Here is a 16,283-nt window from a genome sequence, read left to right on the forward strand (position 1 = left end):
CTGTTTTAAGATGCCTGCTGTGAGTTTTGAGATGCCGAGAGTTAATAGAATCAGGCATGACGTCTTGTCGGTTTTTTCGCCTGATTATCTATCGATGAAATCGGCGGAAATACGCTACGCAAACGTTTTCTTTTTCTGTTAGAATGCGCCGCGAACAGGATGACGTAGCGGCTTATCGGTAGCATCGTTCATTATTAGGATAGTTCATGGTTTGGGTTGATTACGTCATTATTGGCATCATCGGATTTTCGGCTCTGGTTAGCCTGATCCGGGGGTTTGTTCGCGAAGCGCTGTCGTTAGTAACCTGGGGATGTGCTTTTTTTGTTGCCAGCCATTACTACGCTTACCTCGCGGTCTACTTCACCCGTTTTGATGATGAGCTGGTGCGTAACGGCATTGCGATTGCCATTCTGTTTATTGCAACGTTGATTGTGGGAGCTATCGTCAACTATGTGATTAGTTCACTGGTTGAACGTACCGGATTATCCGGCACCGATCGCGTTCTGGGCATCTGTTTTGGTGCTCTGCGCGGGGTGCTGATCGTTTCCGCACTGCTATTCTTTCTGGATACGTTCACCGGTTTTTCACAAAGTGATGACTGGAAGCAGTCCCAGTTAATCCCGCAGTTCAGTTATATTATCAGGTGGTTTTTTGACTACCTGCAAAGCACGTCAAGTTTCTTGCCGCAGCATTTATCGCTGCGGTAGCGCTGATGAGGAAAAGACACCATGTGCGGTATTGTCGGTATCGCCGGTTTTACACCGGTCAACCAGTCGATTTATGACGCGTTAACGGTGTTGCAACACCGTGGGCAGGATGCTGCGGGTATTGTGACCATCGATGCCTTTAATTGTTTTCGCCTGCGTAAGGCCAATGGCCTGGTGAAAGATGTGTTTGAAGCGCGGCACATGCAACGCTTACAGGGCAACATGGGGCTTGGCCATGTGCGTTATCCGACCGCGGGCAGTTCCAGCGCCTCGGAAGCACAGCCTTTCTATGTTAACTCACCGTTCGGTATCACGCTGGCTCACAACGGTAACCTGACTAACGCCCACGAACTGCGTAAAAAGCTGTTCGAGCAGGAACGTCGTCACGTTAACACCACGTCTGATTCTGAAATTCTACTGAATATTTTCGCCAGAGAGCTGGACCGTTTCCAACACTACCCGCTGGAAGCCGATAATGTTTTTGCGGCCGTTGCCGCAACGCACCAGCAAATTCGCGGTGCCTATGCCTGTGTTGGCATGATTATCGGTCACGGCATGGTCGCTTTCCGCGATCCAAACGGGATTCGTCCTCTGGTTATCGGTAAGCGCGATCTGGAAGATGGCCGCAGCGAGTATATGGTGGCGTCAGAAAGTGTCGCGCTGGATACGCTGGGCTTTGAATTTTTACGCGATGTGGCGCCGGGAGAGGCGATCTACATTACGGAAAAAGGGCAGCTGTTTACCCGCCAGTGTGCAGAGAATCCGAAGAGCAATCCGTGCCTGTTCGAATATGTCTACTTCGCGCGCCCGGACTCTTTCATCGATAAAATCTCGGTCTACAGCGCACGCGTTCGTATGGGCCAGAAGCTCGGTGAAAAAATTGCGCGCCAGTGGGAAGATCTCGATATTGATGTTGTGATCCCAATTCCTGAAACCTCTTGTGATATCGCGCTGGAAATCGCGCGCATCATCAACAAGCCGTATCGTCAGGGATTTGTGAAAAACCGCTATGTTGGCCGCACGTTTATCATGCCGGGACAGCAGGCGCGTAAGAAATCGGTACGCCGTAAGCTGAACGCCAACCGTGCTGAGTTCCGTGACAAGAACGTGCTGCTGGTGGATGACTCCATCGTGCGTGGTACAACGTCAGAGCAGATTGTAGAGATGGCGCGTGAAGCAGGAGCCAAGCGTGTTTATCTGGCCTCGGCGGCACCGGAAATTCGCTTCCCTAACGTGTACGGCATCGATATGCCAAGCGTCAATGAGCTGATTGCCCACGGTCGTGAAGTGGATGAAATCTGTAAGATTATTGGTGCCGATGAGCTGATATTCCAGGATCTCGACGATCTGATTGAAGCCGCGCGTGAAGATAACCCGGATATCGCTCAGTTTGAATGCTCGGTGTTCAACGGGATTTACGTGACGAAGGATGTCGATCAAGGTTATCTGGATTATCTGGAAGTCTTGCGTAACGACGATGCCAAAGCGCTGCGTAGCCAGAATGAAGTTGAAGATCTGGAATTGCACAACGAAGGTTAACAGCTAGCCGTACATTAAGCTGTGTTGAAGGGGGGAGGACGCGAAAGTGTCCTCCCCTTTGTTGTATGTAGAGAAAAGTTGTATGTAGAGAAAAACTTTGTATGGAGAGAAAATTGCATATCAAAAACAGGCTTTCGGCGCTTGCCCTTGCTTATCGCTCATCAATGCGGCAGAGTTTGCGCAGATGATTTTTCCGCGTTTCTGCTGACGCGGCCAGCCAGAGGCAGTATGAATGAAGCGACTCATTGTAGGAATTTCCGGTGCCAGCGGCGTCATTTACGGCATCCGACTGCTACAGGTTTTACAGACGCTGGAAGGTATCGAAACGCATCTGATCATGAGTCAGGCCGCCCGGCAGACGCTGGCGTTAGAAACGGATTTTAGCCTGCGTGACGTACAGGCGCTGGCTGATGTGGTACACGACACGCGTGATATTGCTGCCAGTGTCTCTTCCGGGTCGTTTAAAACGGCGGGGATGGTGATTTTACCCTGTTCGATAAAAACCCTTTCCGGCATTGTGCACAGCTACAGCGATAATCTATTGACCCGCGCGGCTGATGTGGTGCTGAAGGAGCGCCGTCCTCTGGTGCTGGGAGTGCGTGAAACGCCGCTGCATTTAGGGCATTTACGGCTGATGACCACTGCCGTTGAACTGGGCGCGATAATCATGCCGCCGGTGCCAGCGTTTTATCATCGCCCAGAAAGTGTGCAGGATATTGTCGATCAGACGGTGAATCGTATTCTGGACCAGTTTGACATCGACCTGCCAAAAGATCTCTTTATCCGCTGGCAAGGTGCGTCGTAGCAGGATAGAGACTCAGACACGCTATTTTTTTCTCTCGGGGCGGTAAACTTTCACTGCCCTTTTTTTGTGCCTTTTTATCACATTGCACTAATTTTGTGCGCAAAGGCACCAAAATGGTGCGATTGAGTTTTTGTATTCATGCCAATGTTATCTATCCTTATTGTTACGCGCCAAAAAGTATCCTCTGAAAATATTGCAGAATCAAATGGTTAACCCTTATTTTCTGCGCGCTTCACTCATGGGGTTTTTACGACGTCCATACGTTTATTGTGGCATGAAAACTGCTACAAAAACGGTAATAGTCGGCGCAGAAAACAAATAGCACTCATATCGTTTATTTTTAAAACAATCCACCCTAAATAATTCGAGTTTCAGGAAGGTGGCAAGAGAAGGAATCCCGATGAGCTTACTTAGGTAAGTGATTCGGGTGAGTGAACGCAGCCAACGCACATGCAACTTGAAGTATGACGGGTATAAATCGTTCCGACATTGACGACATACGACATCAATCACTCATGATAAGGGTAGCAATATGAAGAAACTGATCAAAGTCTTACCATTGGCACTCATTCTGGCTGCGGGTAGCGCGATGGCGGAGATTCCTAAGAATATTAAAATTGGTACCGATCCTACCTATGCTCCCTTTGAATCCAAAAACGCCAGCGGCGAACTGGTTGGGTTTGATATCGATCTGGCGAAAGAGCTATGCAAGCGTATTCAGACTAACTGTACGTTTGTAGAAAGTGACTTTGATGCATTAATTCCGTCCCTGAAAGCTAAAAAAATCGATGCCATCATCTCTTCTCTGTCTATCACCGAAAAACGTCAGCAGGAAATTGCCTTCACTGAGAAGCTGTATGCAGCCAATTCACGCCTGATTGCGAAGAAAGGGACGAGCATTGAACCTACGTTGGCTTCTCTGGGCGGCAAACGTGTTGGCGTATTGCAGGCATCAACACAGGAAGCCTTTGCTAATGCTAACTGGCAGCCGAAAGGCGTTGACGTTGTCGCTTACCAAAATCAGGATCTGATTTATGCCGATCTGGCCGCAGGCCGTATTGATGCAGCCTTTCAGGATGAAGTCGCAGCAAGTGAAGGTTTCCTGAAGTTGGATGCGGGTAAGGACTATGAGTTTGCTGGCCCGGCGGTAAAAGATGACAAGTTCTTCGGTGTGGGGACCGGTATGGGCCTGCGCAAAGCGGATACCGAGCTGAAAGCCGCGCTGGATAAAGCTTTTGAAGAAATGCGTAAAGATGGTACCTACGATACCTTCGCGAAAAAATACTTCGATTTTGACGTCTACGGCGGCTAATGTCGCCAAGGTGACGCTCATTTCTTTATCACATATGTAGCGGGATCGTAGGGCATGCGGCACGGGATCGTTCCTCCCGTGTCGTGTTCCTGACTGATGACGCAGCGTGCCATTAACCGCTATTTCAACGGATATCATTGATGCTCTATGGCTATTCCCCGCTAATTCTGGATGGTGCCATCATGACGCTGGAGCTGGCTGCAAGTTCGTTACTGCTGGCGCTGGTTATCGGCCTGATTGGCGCATCGGCGAAGCTGTCTTCCAACCGTCTGCTGGCGGGGTGTTTTTCCTGCTATACCACGCTGATTCGCGGCATTCCCGATCTGGTACTGATGCTGCTGATTTTCTATGGTCTGCAAATTGTCTTAAACGGCGTGACGGAGTCGATCAGCCTGGATCAGATTGACATCGATCCGTTGACTGCCGGAATTATTACACTGGGCTTTATTTACGGCGCGTATTTCACGGAAACCTTTCGTGGAGCCTATCTTGCCGTGCCGCGCGGGCAAATCGAAGCTGCCGTCGCGTTCGGCTTCTCTCCCATGAAGGTGTTCCGCCGTATTCTGTTTCCTTCCATGATGCGCTTTGCGCTGCCGGGTATCGGCAATAACTGGCTGGTGATTCTGAAAGCGACGGCGCTGGTGTCACTGCTTGGCCTGAATGATGTGATTAAGGCGACGCAACTAGCTGGCAAGGGCACACACGAACCGTTTTATTTTGCGCTGGTTGCTGGGGCGATGTACCTGATTTTTACCACCGTTTCTAACGGCGTGTTGTGGTGGCTGGAAAGGCACTATTCGCAGGGAGTCAAAAAAATAAATTATGAGTGAGATCCTGCAACAATATTGGCAGCCGCTACTGTGGAGCGATGGTTACCGCCTGACCGGGATGGCGATGACGCTCTGGCTGCTCATTTCCTCGGTGGTTATCGGCGGGCTGATGGCGCTGCCGCTGGCGATTGCTCGCGTATCGCCGAGACGCCGATTCAGCTTTCCGGTTTGGCTATTCACCTATGTGTTCCGCGGTACGCCGCTCTACGTACAGCTTTTGGTGTTCTATTCTGGCGTGTATAGCCTGGAGATTGTGCGCGGCACCGACATGCTGAATGCCTTTTTTCGCAGCGGACTAAACTGTGCCATTTTGGCGCTGGCACTGAATACTTGTGCGTACACGACAGAGATTTTCGCGGGGGCCATCCGCTCGGTACCTCATGGGGAAATTGAAGCGGCCAGAGCATACGGCTTCTCCCGCTTTAAGCAGTATCGCTGCATTATTTTGCCGAGTGCACTGCGTATTGCGCTGCCCGCCTACAGCAACGAAGTGATTTTGATGCTGCATTCAACGGCGTTGGCCTTTACCGTAACGGTACCGGATATTCTGAAGGTTGCCCGTGATATCAATGCGGCAACCTACCAGCCGTTTTATGCATTTGGCATCGCGGCGGTCATCTATCTGGCGATCTCGTTTGTATTAATTGGGCTGTTCAGAAAGGCGGAACGGCGCTGGTTACGTCATCTTTATACCCGTTCATCTCATTAAACGCAGGAAAAAAGAGTATGTCGAATAACAAACTGATGGTGACGGAACTGCGTAAACGTTATGGCCAGCATGAGGTGCTGAAAGGGGTCTCATTACAGGCGAAAGCGGGTGACGTTATTTCGATTATTGGATCGTCTGGTTCCGGAAAAAGTACCTTACTGCGCTGCATTAATTTTCTGGAAAAGCCCTGTGAAGGGGCGATTTACGTCAGCGATCAGGAAATCCGCATGGTGCGTGATACTGACGGGCAGCTGAAGGTTTTTGATAAAAAGCAGCTTCAGATGCTGCGGACACGTCTGACGATGGTGTTTCAGCACTTCAACCTGTGGAGCTTCATGACGGCGTTGGAAAACGTGATGGAAGCGCCAATTCAGGTGTTAGGACTCAGTAAAGCGGAAGCGCGTGAGCGGGCGGTGTTCTATCTGAACAAGGTCGGGATCACGGATGCGGCCCAACAGAAATACCCGTCGGATCTCTCCGGTGGTCAACAGCAGCGTGTTTCCATTGCACGGGCGCTGGCGATGGAGCCGGAAGTCTTGTTGTTTGATGAGCCTACGTCAGCGCTCGATCCCGAACTGGTCGGCGAGGTGTTGCGCATCATGCAGCAGCTTGCGGAGGAAGGGAAAACGATGGTGGTGGTGACGCATGAAATGGAGTTTGCCCGCCATGTTTCGAGCCACGTTATCTTTCTGCATCAGGGTGTGATTGAAGAAGAAGGACCACCGGATCAGCTGTTCGGTAGCCCGAAAAGTGCGCGTTTACAGCAGTTTTTGTCAGGTGCGTTGAAGTAGGTTTTGGGGCTGATGGTTATCAGCCGCGGGCGTTTCTCTCAAATAGAACGGTGATAATGGAATAGAAGAATAAAGCGTTTGCGCCAGGGACAAAAACGTCAGGAACGTTTTTGAACGTCGCTAGCGACGGCCCTGCAAGGGTGAATCTCAGGGATGAGATTCATATCTGCGCAAGCCGAGCTTACAGGGATGTACTTGCAGCGTCTTTACGATCTATCCATTATCACCGCTCTCTGCACTGAGTCAGCTCGGTTTTTTGATGACGTCCTGCAGGGCTTCTTCCAGCTCAAAGAAGCGGAAATTAAAGCCTGCGGCCTCTAACCGCTGCGGAATGGCGCGCTGTCCACCCAGTACCAGCGTCGACGCTTCTCCCATCAGTAGTTTGATCACAAAAGCGGGAGCCCGCAGAAAACCGGGGCGATCCAATACGTGTGCCAGCGTGGCAGAAAATTGTTCATTATGAACCGGGTAGGGCGCAACCATATTGAAAGGGCCGCTCAGTATCGGCTGGTTCAGCAGATAAATAATGCCGCTCACCATGTCATCAATATGAATCCACGGCATATATTGCTTGCCGGAACCCATCGGCCCGCCAAGCCCGAGGCGGAAAATCGGCAGCATTTTTGCCAGCGCACCGCCCTGTGCTGAAAGAACAATGCCAGTGCGCAGCAGGCAGATGCGGGTCTTATCGCTTTCGGCGGACTGCGCCAGCGCTTCCCAGCGGGCGCACAGATGATGTGTGAATTCATCGACTGGGGATTCATCTTCCGTGACCAGCGCTTCCCCCTGATCGCCATAATACCCGACAGCGGATCCCGAGATGAAAACCGCTGGCGGCTCACTGCTGGCCTTAATCAGCGTCGCAAGTTGCTCGGTGATGTTCCAGCGGCTCTTTGCCAAGCGCTGTTTTTGCTGTGGCGTCCACCGCTTGTCGACGATAGGTTCGCCCGCCAGATTGATGATGCCGTCAAAGTCGTTCAGTGAGGTGATATTACTCAGCGTGGACCAATATTCCACCTGATTGCCAAGAACGCCTCGGGCGCGCTCAGGATCGCGTGTCAGTACCGTAATGTCATGGGAAAGCAGCTGTAATCGCTGGATAAGGTGACGGCCAATAAGGCCGGTTCCGCCTGTTATAAGTAGTTGCATCGCCCCTCCCTTTATACTCGTCATACTTCAAATTTCATGTGCGTTGGCTTCGCTCACTCACCCGAATCACTTACTTGAGTAAGCTCATCGGGACTCCTTCCCTTGCCGCCTTCCTGAAACTCGAATTATTTAGAGTATATTACTTATGTCTTGTGATAACGCAGGGTCATGGAAACCGAATCGGCGTATCGCAGGGCAAACGGTTTATCGACTTCTACTTCAGCATAGGTGATCCATTCGTGCTCGCTGGCGATGTTGAGCACATCCTGCGTTAATTTTTCCAGCAAAGCGAAGCGGTTATCTTCCACGTGGCGAATAATGCTTTTGGTGATGGTGCGGTAGTTCAGCGCATCAGCGATATTCTCGCTATTGCGTGCCTGTTCTGCTGGGTAGTGAATCACAACGTTGATGATCACATCCTGCTTATTCGTGATTTCCTCATCTTTGATACCGATGAAGGTGCGCAGCCGCAGATTTTTTATACGAATAATGGCGTCAGAATGATGATGTGGCATTGCTCGGCCCTCGGTTGCTTCTGTTACTGCGACTAAACCGCAGCGTCAGGGGGTATCGTTAACGACAATATGTTGATTACCATAGCAGAAGATACCCAAAGGCCGAATCAGATGATGCCAGAATTTTATTGCTCAGCGAGCTGGTAAGCCCGTTGCGTTGCCGGACGCTCACTGATACGCGTATACCATGCTTTCACCGCTGGGTAGTCATCAAGATCGACGCGCTGGCGAGCATAAGAAACCACCCACGGATAGGTTGCGATATCAGCGATGCTGTAATTTTCTCCTGCTAGCCAAGGGCTGTCTTTCAGATGTTTATCCAGCACGCGGTACAGACGCTGCGTCTCCTGCTGATAGCGTTCAATGGCGTAAGGCACGGGCTGAGGCGCATAGTGGTTAAAATGATGGTTCTGCCCCAGCATCGGCCCGAAACCGGCGACCTGCCAGAACAGCCATTGCAGTGTGGCTGTACGCTCACGTAGTGACGAACTCAGCAGCACGCTGTGTTTTTCCGCCAGATAGAGCAGAATCGCGCCGGACTCAAACAGGCTAATTGGTGTGTCACCTTCCGCGGGCTGCGTATCGACAATCGCGGGGATTTTGTTGTTAGGTGAGATAGCCAGAAACTCCGGTCTGAACTGTTCGCCTTTGCTGATATTCACGCGGTGGAGCTGGTAGGGGAGATTAGCTTCTTCCAGAAACAGGGTGATCTTGTGCCCGTTAGGGGTTGGTGCGTAATACAGGTCAATCATGAATCAAGTCTCCGTTTTAATTCAGAAAAACATCATGGACTGTATGGCAGTTGATCGCTTCAGAGAGCGATGCGCTGTCAGAATAGCGTATTGAGGAACGGGTTCTTACCCTACCACTTTTGCGAGTGAAAAATAAGCGATGACGCACCTCGTTGCACGATCTTTATCGGAAGCACGTTGCCAACTTTGGTAGACTACGTCCGATAAAGGATGCGGGTGTTGTCGATGTAACCTTGTTGATATAAACGTTGTGGAGATAACGATGAAGTTGATGTTTTCGTCCGATATACATGGTTCTCTCTGCGCGACGGATCGCGTGCTGGAGATCTTTGAGCAGAGTCATGCCGACTGGCTTATTTTGCTAGGCGATTTTCTCAATCATGGCCCGCGCAACCCGCTGCCGGATAACTATCAGCCCGCAGAAGTGGCTGTCCGGTTGAACGCCTATGCGTCACGCATCATTGCCGTGCGAGGGAACTGCGACAGCGAGGTTGATCAGATGCTGTTGACCTTTCCGATAACGGCACCCTGGCAACATGTGCTATTGCCGCAGAATCGCCTTTTCCTGACGCACGGTCATCTTTATCATCCAGAGAATATGCCGCCGCTACACGCGGGGGATGTTCTGGTATATGGTCATACCCATATCCCGGTTGCTGAGCAACGCGGTGAATATTATTTTTTCAATCCCGGCTCAGTGAGCTTGCCGAAAGAGGGATACCCCGCGAGCTACGGTTTACTTGAACAAGACGAGCTGCGGGTTCTGCCGTTACACGGCGGCGAACCTATTGCACAGGTCGCGATTAGGCACTAATTTAGCGTATACCCTGTTTTTGACCTTGAATAACGGCAAGGCAGCAGGGAATATTCACAGCAAAGTTCGATCATTTAAAACAGACGCGCGTAGCAACGTGCCAATACTAAAGGGTTTCAGAGGATGGCGGAACAAAGTCAGGCAGCAGGCACAGAGTGGGTTGATATCGTCAATGAAAACAACGAGGTAATTGCTCAGTCAAGTCGTCAGCAGATGCGTGCGCAGAGTCTTCGTCATCGTGCCACTTACATTGTTGTGCATGATGGAATGGGTAAAATTCTGGTGCAGCGCCGGACGAAAATCAAAGATTTCTATCCAGGCTGGCTAGATGCGACCGCTGGCGGCGTAGTGCAAAGCGGTGAGCAAATGCTGGAATCCGCACGTCGTGAAGCTGAAGAAGAGCTTGGCATTGCGGGCGTGCCGTTTGCAGAGCATGGCTTGTTCTATTACGAAGGCGAAAATTGCCGGGTGTGGGGCGGGCTGTTTAGCTGCGTCACCCACGGGCCGTTTGCGCTACAGGAAGAAGAGGTTGATGAGGTCAGCTGGCTGACGCCGCAAGAGATCACCGCACGCTGCGATGAGTTTACGCCAGATTCGCTAAAAGCCCTGTCGCTGTGGCTGACGCGCCATAGCGATCAGGAATATGGCAAGCCGATTTCACGTAAGCTGAACGAGGCAGTCGAAGCCGCTGCGACACCTGCTGTTAATGATAAAAACAGTCATGACGAAAATGATCATGATGAAAACGACAGCAATATCGTCACTTCATCAGACGCTGATTCGCAGAAGTAATACCGCTCCTCTCTCGCCGCTGCTTTTCCCCGCAGCGGCGTCTATTTTTTCCGAGTGATCAACTGCGGGCGATCACTCGGGAACATGAATACTCTTTTTGATGTCCTTCAGGTAAATCACGATGGTGAACGTCATGATCACCAGCAAAGCCCACGAGCTCCATTTCCCTACGTGAACCATCGACCAGGCTCCAAGCTGTTCCGGATAGTTCCAGATACTGAAAAACGTACTAATATTTTCAGCTAGCCAGATGAAAAAGCCGATCAGAATAAAGGCCAATGACAGCGGCATCCGTCGTTCCCGATCGTAAGGCGTGAAAATGACGGTGGTACGCGCATAGAGCCCGACGGCCAGTGCAGCAATGTACCAGCGGTAGTCGCCGATGTAGTGGTGGGTGAAGAAATTGGCATAAATGAGTAGCGCAACCAGCGTCGCCAGCCAGTAGGGGGGGTGATGGCGAATTTTCAGATCGAATAGCCTCCAGGATTGAATGATATAGCTACCGACAGAGGCGTACATGAATCCGGCAAACAGCGGCACACCCAATACCTTGGTGTAGGCGAAATCAGGGTAAGACCAGGAACGAATACCTGATGAGGTTTTAAACACCTCAAGCGCAAAACCCACGAGGTGAAACAGCGTGACGGCTTTTAACTCATCCCAGGTTTCCAGCTTGCTGGCGATCATCCATCCCTGAATCACAATGGCAAATATCAACAGCAAATCATAGCGCGGGATAGCGAACCAGCCGGCTTTCGGCACGCTGAAAACGGCAAGAAAGAACAGGCCAACGAAGATACAAGCGCGGGCCTCCTTGACGCCGAAATAGAGAAATTCAATCAAAAAACGGGTTAACCCTTTTGGCGATGAAGGCGTGATCCCTTTTTCCAACTGCTGCTGAAAGTGTTGATCCAATAATCGTATTACAGTCATCCATAGACCCTGTTTATGGTTATTCTTGAGCCTGCTCAGTGTGATTTTTTGTGCGGAGAGCAATAAAAAATGCCAGCGCTGAGGCTGGCATCGAAGATAACAGAATTAATCTGAATATATCCGTCATACTTCAAGCTGATTGTGCGTTGGCTGCCCTTACTCACCCCAGTTACTTGAGTAAGCTCCGGGGATTCGTGCCGTTGCCGCCTGCAAGCAACTCGAATTATTTAGGATATAGATTAGAGCTGTGTAGCCTGAATTGCGGTCAGGGCAACGGTGTAAACGATGTCGTCTACCAGTGCGCCACGAGACAGGTCGTTAACTGGCTTGCGCATACCTTGCAGCATTGGCCCGATGGAGATCAGGTCGGCAGAACGCTGTACCGCTTTGTACGTGGTGTTACCGGTGTTCAGGTCAGGGAAGATGAACACGGTGGCTTTACCCGCAACTGGCGAGTTCGGCGCTTTGGACTGTGCAACGTCAGCCATGATAGCGGCGTCATATTGCAGCGGACCATCGATAACCAGGTCAGGGCGTTTTTCCTGCGCCAAACGGGTTGCTTCACGCACTTTCTCAACATCGCTACCCGCGCCGGAGTTACCGGTAGAGTAAGAGATCATCGCAACGCGTGGGTCGATACCGAACGCGGTAGCGGAATCAGCAGACTGGATAGCGATTTCAGCCAATTGCTCTGCAGTTGGATCTGGGTTGATGGCGCAGTCGCCGTAAACCAGAACCTGCTCAGGCAGCAGCATGAAGAACACAGAAGATACCAGCGAGCTGCCCGGTGCAGTTTTGATCAGCTGCAACGGCGGACGGATGGTGTTTGCGGTGGTATGAACAGCACCAGAAACCAGACCGTCAACTTCGCCCTGTTCCAGCATCAATGTACCCAGAACCACGTTGTCTTCGAGCTGTTCGCGCGCAACCACTTCGGTCATGCCCTTGCTTTTACGCAGCTCAACCAGACGCGCCACATAGCGCTCACGCACGACAATCGGATCGACGATTTCGATGCCTTTGCCCAGTTCTACGCCCTGAGCGGCAGCAACCCGTTGAATCTCTTCCGGGTTACCGATCAGCACACAGTGAGCAATACCACGTTCAGCACAGATAGATGCTGCTTTAACGGTACGTGGTTCATCACCTTCTGGCAGAACGATACGTTTGCCTGCTTTACGCGCCAGCTCGGTAAGCTGATAGCGGAACGCTGGTGGAGACAGACGACGTGAACGCTCAGACGCTGCGCTCAGGGAGTCGATCCACTGGGTATCAATGTGGCGTGCAACATATTCCTGCACTTTCTCAACACGCTGACGGTCATCAGCCGGAACTTCAAGGTTGAAGCTTTGCAGGCTGAGTGACGTCTGCCAGGTGTTGGTGTCGACCATAAATACTGGCAGGCCAGTCTGGAAGGCACGTTCGCACAGCTTGGCAATGTTCGGATCCATTTCGTAGCCGCCAGTCAGCAGCAGGGCACCGATTTCCACGCCATTCATGGCAGCCAGACAAGCGGCAACCAGAACATCAGGACGGTCAGCGGAGGTCACCAGCAGTGAGCCTGGACGGAAATGTTCCAGCATGTGAGGGATGCTGCGTGCGCAGAAGGTTACAGACTTAACGCGACGCGTCTGAATGTCACCTTCGTTGACGATACGCGCATTCAGGTGCTTGGCCATATCGATGGCGCGCGTAGCGATCAGGTCAAAGCTCCACGGGATGCAGCCCAGAACCGGCAGCGGGCTGTTAGCGAACAGCTGCTTCGGATCGATGTTGGCAACGCTGGCTTTCGTGGAATCATCGAAGATTTCAGACAGGTCAGGGCGAGTACGTCCCTGTTCGTCTACTGGCGCATTCAGTTTGTTGATGATCACGCCAGTGATGTTTTTGTTTTTGCTGCCGCCGAAGCTGGAGCGTGCCAGCTCGATGCGGTCTTTCAGCTGTGCTGGGGAATCGTTACCCAGCGCCAGTACGAAGACGATTTCTGCATTCAGCGTTTTGGCGATTTCATAGTTCAATGCGTTAGCAAACTGGTGCTTACGCGTAGGAACCAGACCTTCAACCAGAACGACTTCAGCGTCTTTGGTATTTTCGTGGTAGCGCGCGATGATTTCTTCCATCAGCACGTCTTGCTGGTTGGAGCTCAGCAGGGCTTCAACGCGGCTCATCGCCAGCGGCTCGGCGGCGCTGATGGCGGAATTAGCACGAATAATGGTGGTCGTTTGATCTGGCGTATTGTCGCCACTGCGCGGCTGAGCGATAGGTTTGAACACGCTCAGGCGGACGCCTTTCTGTTCCATGGAGCGGATGACACCCAGGCTGACGCTTGTCAGACCAACGCTGGTGCCAGTTGGGATCAACATGATTATACGGGACACGGCCGAACCTCTTTACGGTTGCTCGTTAGTCAAAACAACACCGTCAGCCTTGGCTGACGGTGTTGGGCGTTACGTGTTTTACGCGGTCAGACGGTAAGCATCTTCGGCGATGACCAACTCTTCATTGGTCGGGATAACTAGCGCAGGGCGAGTGCCATCTTTAGCGATGTTGCCACCTTTACCGAAGCGTGCAGCCAGGTTGCGTTCGTGATCGATGTCAAAGCCCAGCAGGCCCAGTTTTTTCAGCGACAGTTCACGAACCATTGCGGCGTTTTCACCGATACCACCGGTGAAGATGACGGCATCCAGACGGCCTTCCATCAGTGCAGCGTAAGAACCGATGTATTTCGCCAGACGGTGGCAGTAAACGTCCATTGCACGTTTAGCGTCAGCTTTCGTCTCGTAGTTATCTTCAACGTAGCGGCAGTCGCTGGTCACTTCGGTCAGACCCAGCAGACCAGATTCTTTGGTCATCAGGGTGTTGATGCGATCAATGTCCATGCCCAGTGCATCGTGCAGGTGGAAAATCACAGCTGGGTCGATATCGCCGCAGCGCGTACCCATGACCAGACCTTCCAGCGGCGTCAGACCCATAGAGGTGTCAACGCATTCGCCATTACGGATTGCAGTAACGGAACCACCGTTGCCCAGGTGGCAAGTGATCACGTTCAGCTCTTCTACTGGTTTGTTCAGCACTTTAGCGGCTTCACGAGAAACAAAGTAGTGGCTGGTACCGTGGAAACCGTAGCGACGGATGTGGTTTTCTTTATACAGTTTGTACGGCAGTGCATAAAGGTAGGATTCTTCCGGCATGGTCTGGTGGAACGCGGTGTCGAAAACAGCGACGTTCTTATCAGCCAAGTGCGGGAAAGATTTCAGTGCTTCGTCGATGCCGATCAGGTGCGCCGGGTTGTGCAGAGGTGCAAAAGGTACGGAATCTTTGATACCCTGAAGAACATCATCAGTGATGATCGCGGATTGGGTGAACTTCTCACCGCCGTGAACGATACGGTGACCAATAGCAACCAGTTGAGCTGACAGCTCCGGTTTCTGAGACAGAATGGTATTGACGATGAAGTTCAGCGCTTCGCTGTGAGCTGCACCGGCACCCAGTTCGGCGTCTTGTTTACCGCCGTCCATTTTCCATTTGATGCGGGCTTCAGGCAGGTTGAAACACTCGGCTAAACCAGACAGGTACTCTTCTCCGTTAATCGCATCGATGATCGCGAATTTCAGGGATGAACTACCGCAGTTAAGAACCAGTACTAACTTACTCGACATGGAAGTACCTACTTGTTATACATGGTTAAAAAAATATCATCAGGGCATAGCGTATCGCATGCCGCCGCTGGCATTTATGATTAACATCATACCTTGGTGTGATACACCAGACACGATGATGAAATAGGGTCGATACTATGACGTAGGTTATATCGGATAACCGATACAACTAATCTCTACAACAACGTGACATCGACCTGATGTAAACCGCAGCTTTTAAAGCGATGGATAACCGCGTTATGGCCGTTGGCTGCGCTTATGTCGCGAAGGGAATTATACTCCTTGCGTGTAGTCATACTACTTTAGGTATACAGCGGCCAAAAGGCCGATCTAGGATACCGATAGCGTAGGCTAAACACAAAATATATTTTAACCTTATCAACTTGAGTTGTTGATTTGTGCAAAAGTTTTATTTTTTATCTGTAAAGTTGAGGTGTGGCTATGGCGACGAAACCAGACAGTAGAATCAGTTGGCTACAGCTACTCCAACGTGGGCAGCATTACATGAAAACGTGGCCAGCAGAGAAACGGCTGGCTCCGGTATTTCCTGAAAACCGCGTGGCGCGAGCAACGCGGTTCGGTATCCGCATCATGCCGCCGCTGGCGGTGTTTACCTTAACGTGGCAGATTGCGCTCGGTGGTCAGCTCGGTCCGGCTATCGCCACCGCGCTGTTTGCCTGTAGCCTGCCGTTGCAGGGGCTTTGGTGGCTGGGTCGCCGTTCTGTGACGCCTTTACCGCCGACGTTGGCACAGTGGTTCCATGAGATTCGCCATAAGCTCGTGGAGTCAGGGCAGGCATTAGCACCATTGGAAGAAGCGCCCACTTACCAAGCGTTAGCGGATGTGCTGAAGCGTGCGTTTAACCAGCTTGATAAAACCTTCCTGGATGATTTGTGATCGGCGTCAGGCTGTGTGCGGGTTGATGGCTATTTTGTTCTTTCCCCTGTTTCAAATCAAAGAAGCGGTGGCTACCGCT

At 51.4% G+C, this 16,283-nt stretch carries 17 protein-coding genes; 10 read left to right on the forward strand and 7 right to left on the reverse strand.

Annotated elements, in window-relative coordinates:
* The first annotated feature begins 206 nt into the window (after window positions 1-206).
* The gene (gene cvpA, locus LOZ86_RS07585) at window positions 207-707 is read left to right on the forward strand and encodes a colicin V production protein (RefSeq protein ID WP_005969889.1); all 501 of its coding nucleotides are present in this window, start codon (window positions 207-209) and stop codon (window positions 705-707) included.
* A 21-nt stretch (window positions 708-728) separates the two neighbouring features.
* Window positions 729-2,246 (forward strand): amidophosphoribosyltransferase, encoded by a 1,518-nt coding sequence (gene purF, locus LOZ86_RS07590; RefSeq protein ID WP_039484016.1) that lies wholly within the window; start codon window positions 729-731, stop codon window positions 2,244-2,246.
* A 120-nt stretch (window positions 2,247-2,366) separates the two neighbouring features.
* On the opposite strand, the gene LOZ86_RS21345 is transcribed toward purF, so the two are convergent.
* On the reverse strand, window positions 2,367-2,492 hold the full coding sequence (locus tag LOZ86_RS21345) for a hypothetical protein (RefSeq protein ID WP_258210247.1): 126 nt from the start codon (window positions 2,490-2,492) through the stop codon (window positions 2,367-2,369).
* Here LOZ86_RS21345 and LOZ86_RS07595 point away from each other — a divergent pair.
* From LOZ86_RS07595 to hisP, 5 genes are all read left to right on the forward strand, one after another.
* On the forward strand, window positions 2,479-3,051 hold the full coding sequence (locus LOZ86_RS07595) for a UbiX family flavin prenyltransferase (protein WP_010285043.1): 573 nt from the start codon (window positions 2,479-2,481) through the stop codon (window positions 3,049-3,051). The two genes, LOZ86_RS21345 and LOZ86_RS07595, sit on opposite strands and share 14 nt — an antisense overlap.
* 532 nt (window positions 3,052-3,583) lie before the next feature.
* Window positions 3,584-4,363: a lysine/arginine/ornithine ABC transporter substrate-binding protein gene (locus LOZ86_RS07600; protein WP_014916042.1), complete on the forward strand. Its 780-nt coding sequence runs from the start codon at window positions 3,584-3,586 to the stop codon at window positions 4,361-4,363.
* Between the two features lie 140 nt (window positions 4,364-4,503).
* Window positions 4,504-5,193 (forward strand): histidine ABC transporter permease HisQ, encoded by a 690-nt coding sequence (locus tag LOZ86_RS07605; protein ID WP_230243034.1) that lies wholly within the window; start codon window positions 4,504-4,506, stop codon window positions 5,191-5,193.
* On the forward strand, window positions 5,186-5,902 hold the full coding sequence (locus LOZ86_RS07610; protein ID WP_039484021.1) for an ABC transporter permease: 717 nt from the start codon (window positions 5,186-5,188) through the stop codon (window positions 5,900-5,902). Before LOZ86_RS07605 ends, LOZ86_RS07610 begins: the two co-directional genes overlap by 8 nt.
* A 17-nt stretch (window positions 5,903-5,919) precedes the next feature.
* On the forward strand, window positions 5,920-6,693 hold the full coding sequence (gene hisP, locus LOZ86_RS07615) for a histidine ABC transporter ATP-binding protein HisP (protein WP_039484023.1): 774 nt from the start codon (window positions 5,920-5,922) through the stop codon (window positions 6,691-6,693).
* Between the two features lie 243 nt (window positions 6,694-6,936).
* Here the strand turns inward: hisP and LOZ86_RS07620 are convergent, their stop codons facing one another.
* The 3 genes from LOZ86_RS07620 to yfcG all read right to left on the reverse strand — a co-directional run bounded on the left by LOZ86_RS07620 (window position 6,937) and on the right by yfcG (window position 9,109).
* Window positions 6,937-7,842 carry a TIGR01777 family oxidoreductase gene (locus LOZ86_RS07620; protein ID WP_039484025.1) on the reverse strand — a complete coding sequence of 302 codons (906 nt, stop codon included), beginning with the start codon at window positions 7,840-7,842 and terminating at the stop codon, window positions 6,937-6,939.
* 143 nt (window positions 7,843-7,985) lie between these two features.
* On the reverse strand, window positions 7,986-8,357 hold the full coding sequence (folX, locus tag LOZ86_RS07625) for a dihydroneopterin triphosphate 2'-epimerase (protein ID WP_039484027.1): 372 nt from the start codon (window positions 8,355-8,357) through the stop codon (window positions 7,986-7,988).
* 125 nt (window positions 8,358-8,482) lie between these two features.
* Entirely contained in the window at window positions 8,483-9,109 is a 627-nt protein-coding gene (gene yfcG / locus LOZ86_RS07630; protein WP_039484029.1) for a GSH-dependent disulfide bond oxidoreductase, read from the reverse strand.
* A 262-nt stretch (window positions 9,110-9,371) separates the two neighbouring features.
* Between yfcG and yfcE the strand changes: the two genes are divergently transcribed.
* Together yfcE and yfcD are read left to right on the forward strand one after the other, a co-directional pair.
* The gene (gene yfcE, locus LOZ86_RS07635) at window positions 9,372-9,923 is read left to right on the forward strand and encodes a phosphodiesterase (protein ID WP_039484031.1); all 552 of its coding nucleotides are present in this window, start codon (window positions 9,372-9,374) and stop codon (window positions 9,921-9,923) included.
* 123 nt (window positions 9,924-10,046) lie between these two features.
* Window positions 10,047-10,715, forward strand: coding sequence for an NUDIX hydrolase YfcD (gene yfcD / locus LOZ86_RS07640; RefSeq protein ID WP_080728053.1), 669 nt, complete (start codon window positions 10,047-10,049; stop codon window positions 10,713-10,715).
* A 72-nt stretch (window positions 10,716-10,787) separates the two neighbouring features.
* On the opposite strand, the gene LOZ86_RS07645 is transcribed toward yfcD, so the two are convergent.
* The 3 genes from LOZ86_RS07645 to ackA all read right to left on the reverse strand — a co-directional run bounded on the left by LOZ86_RS07645 (window position 10,788) and on the right by ackA (window position 15,307).
* Complete coding sequence (locus tag LOZ86_RS07645) at window positions 10,788-11,648, reverse strand: DUF817 domain-containing protein (RefSeq protein ID WP_039484033.1); 861 nt, start codon at window positions 11,646-11,648, stop codon at window positions 10,788-10,790.
* Window positions 11,649-11,887: 239 nt separating this feature from the next.
* Window positions 11,888-14,026 carry a phosphate acetyltransferase gene (gene pta / locus LOZ86_RS07650; RefSeq protein WP_039484035.1) on the reverse strand — a complete coding sequence of 713 codons (2,139 nt, stop codon included), beginning with the start codon at window positions 14,024-14,026 and terminating at the stop codon, window positions 11,888-11,890.
* Between the two features lie 78 nt (window positions 14,027-14,104).
* A complete protein-coding gene (gene ackA, locus LOZ86_RS07655; protein ID WP_039484037.1) occupies window positions 14,105-15,307 on the reverse strand; it encodes an acetate kinase in 1,203 nt (400 codons plus the stop codon).
* Window positions 15,308-15,748: 441 nt separating this feature from the next.
* On the opposite strand from ackA, the gene yfbV reads away from it, so the two are divergent.
* Window positions 15,749-16,204, forward strand: coding sequence for a terminus macrodomain insulation protein YfbV (yfbV, locus tag LOZ86_RS07660; protein WP_039484039.1), 456 nt, complete (start codon window positions 15,749-15,751; stop codon window positions 16,202-16,204).
* Window positions 16,205-16,283: the final 79 nt, after the last annotated feature.

This window comes from Pectobacterium parvum (assembly GCF_020971565.1).
GTDB lineage: Bacteria > Pseudomonadota > Gammaproteobacteria > Enterobacterales > Enterobacteriaceae > Pectobacterium > Pectobacterium polare.

What these genes read in the sequence shown, in the direction of transcription:
- purF (WP_039484016.1), top strand. Translation starts at nt 729, where the DNA reads ATGTGCGGTATTGTCGGTATCGCCGGTTTTACACCGGTCAACCAGTCG.
- folX (WP_039484027.1), bottom strand. Translation starts at nt 8,357, where the DNA reads ATGCCACATCATCATTCTGACGCCATTATTCGTATAAAAAATCTGCGG.
- yfcE (WP_039484031.1), top strand. Translation starts at nt 9,372, where the DNA reads ATGAAGTTGATGTTTTCGTCCGATATACATGGTTCTCTCTGCGCGACG.
- LOZ86_RS07600 (WP_014916042.1), top strand. Translation starts at nt 3,584, where the DNA reads ATGAAGAAACTGATCAAAGTCTTACCATTGGCACTCATTCTGGCTGCG.
- yfcD (WP_080728053.1), top strand. Translation starts at nt 10,047, where the DNA reads ATGGCGGAACAAAGTCAGGCAGCAGGCACAGAGTGGGTTGATATCGTC.
- hisP (WP_039484023.1), top strand. Translation starts at nt 5,920, where the DNA reads ATGTCGAATAACAAACTGATGGTGACGGAACTGCGTAAACGTTATGGC.
- cvpA (WP_005969889.1), top strand. Translation starts at nt 207, where the DNA reads ATGGTTTGGGTTGATTACGTCATTATTGGCATCATCGGATTTTCGGCT.
- LOZ86_RS07645 (WP_039484033.1), bottom strand. Translation starts at nt 11,648, where the DNA reads ATGACTGTAATACGATTATTGGATCAACACTTTCAGCAGCAGTTGGAA.
- LOZ86_RS21345 (WP_258210247.1), bottom strand. Translation starts at nt 2,492, where the DNA reads ATGAGTCGCTTCATTCATACTGCCTCTGGCTGGCCGCGTCAGCAGAAA.
- LOZ86_RS07610 (WP_039484021.1), top strand. Translation starts at nt 5,186, where the DNA reads ATGAGTGAGATCCTGCAACAATATTGGCAGCCGCTACTGTGGAGCGAT.
- LOZ86_RS07605 (WP_230243034.1), top strand. Translation starts at nt 4,504, where the DNA reads ATGCTCTATGGCTATTCCCCGCTAATTCTGGATGGTGCCATCATGACG.
- yfbV (WP_039484039.1), top strand. Translation starts at nt 15,749, where the DNA reads ATGGCGACGAAACCAGACAGTAGAATCAGTTGGCTACAGCTACTCCAA.
- LOZ86_RS07620 (WP_039484025.1), bottom strand. Translation starts at nt 7,842, where the DNA reads ATGCAACTACTTATAACAGGCGGAACCGGCCTTATTGGCCGTCACCTT.
- ackA (WP_039484037.1), bottom strand. Translation starts at nt 15,307, where the DNA reads ATGTCGAGTAAGTTAGTACTGGTTCTTAACTGCGGTAGTTCATCCCTG.
- yfcG (WP_039484029.1), bottom strand. Translation starts at nt 9,109, where the DNA reads ATGATTGACCTGTATTACGCACCAACCCCTAACGGGCACAAGATCACC.
- LOZ86_RS07595 (WP_010285043.1), top strand. Translation starts at nt 2,479, where the DNA reads ATGAAGCGACTCATTGTAGGAATTTCCGGTGCCAGCGGCGTCATTTAC.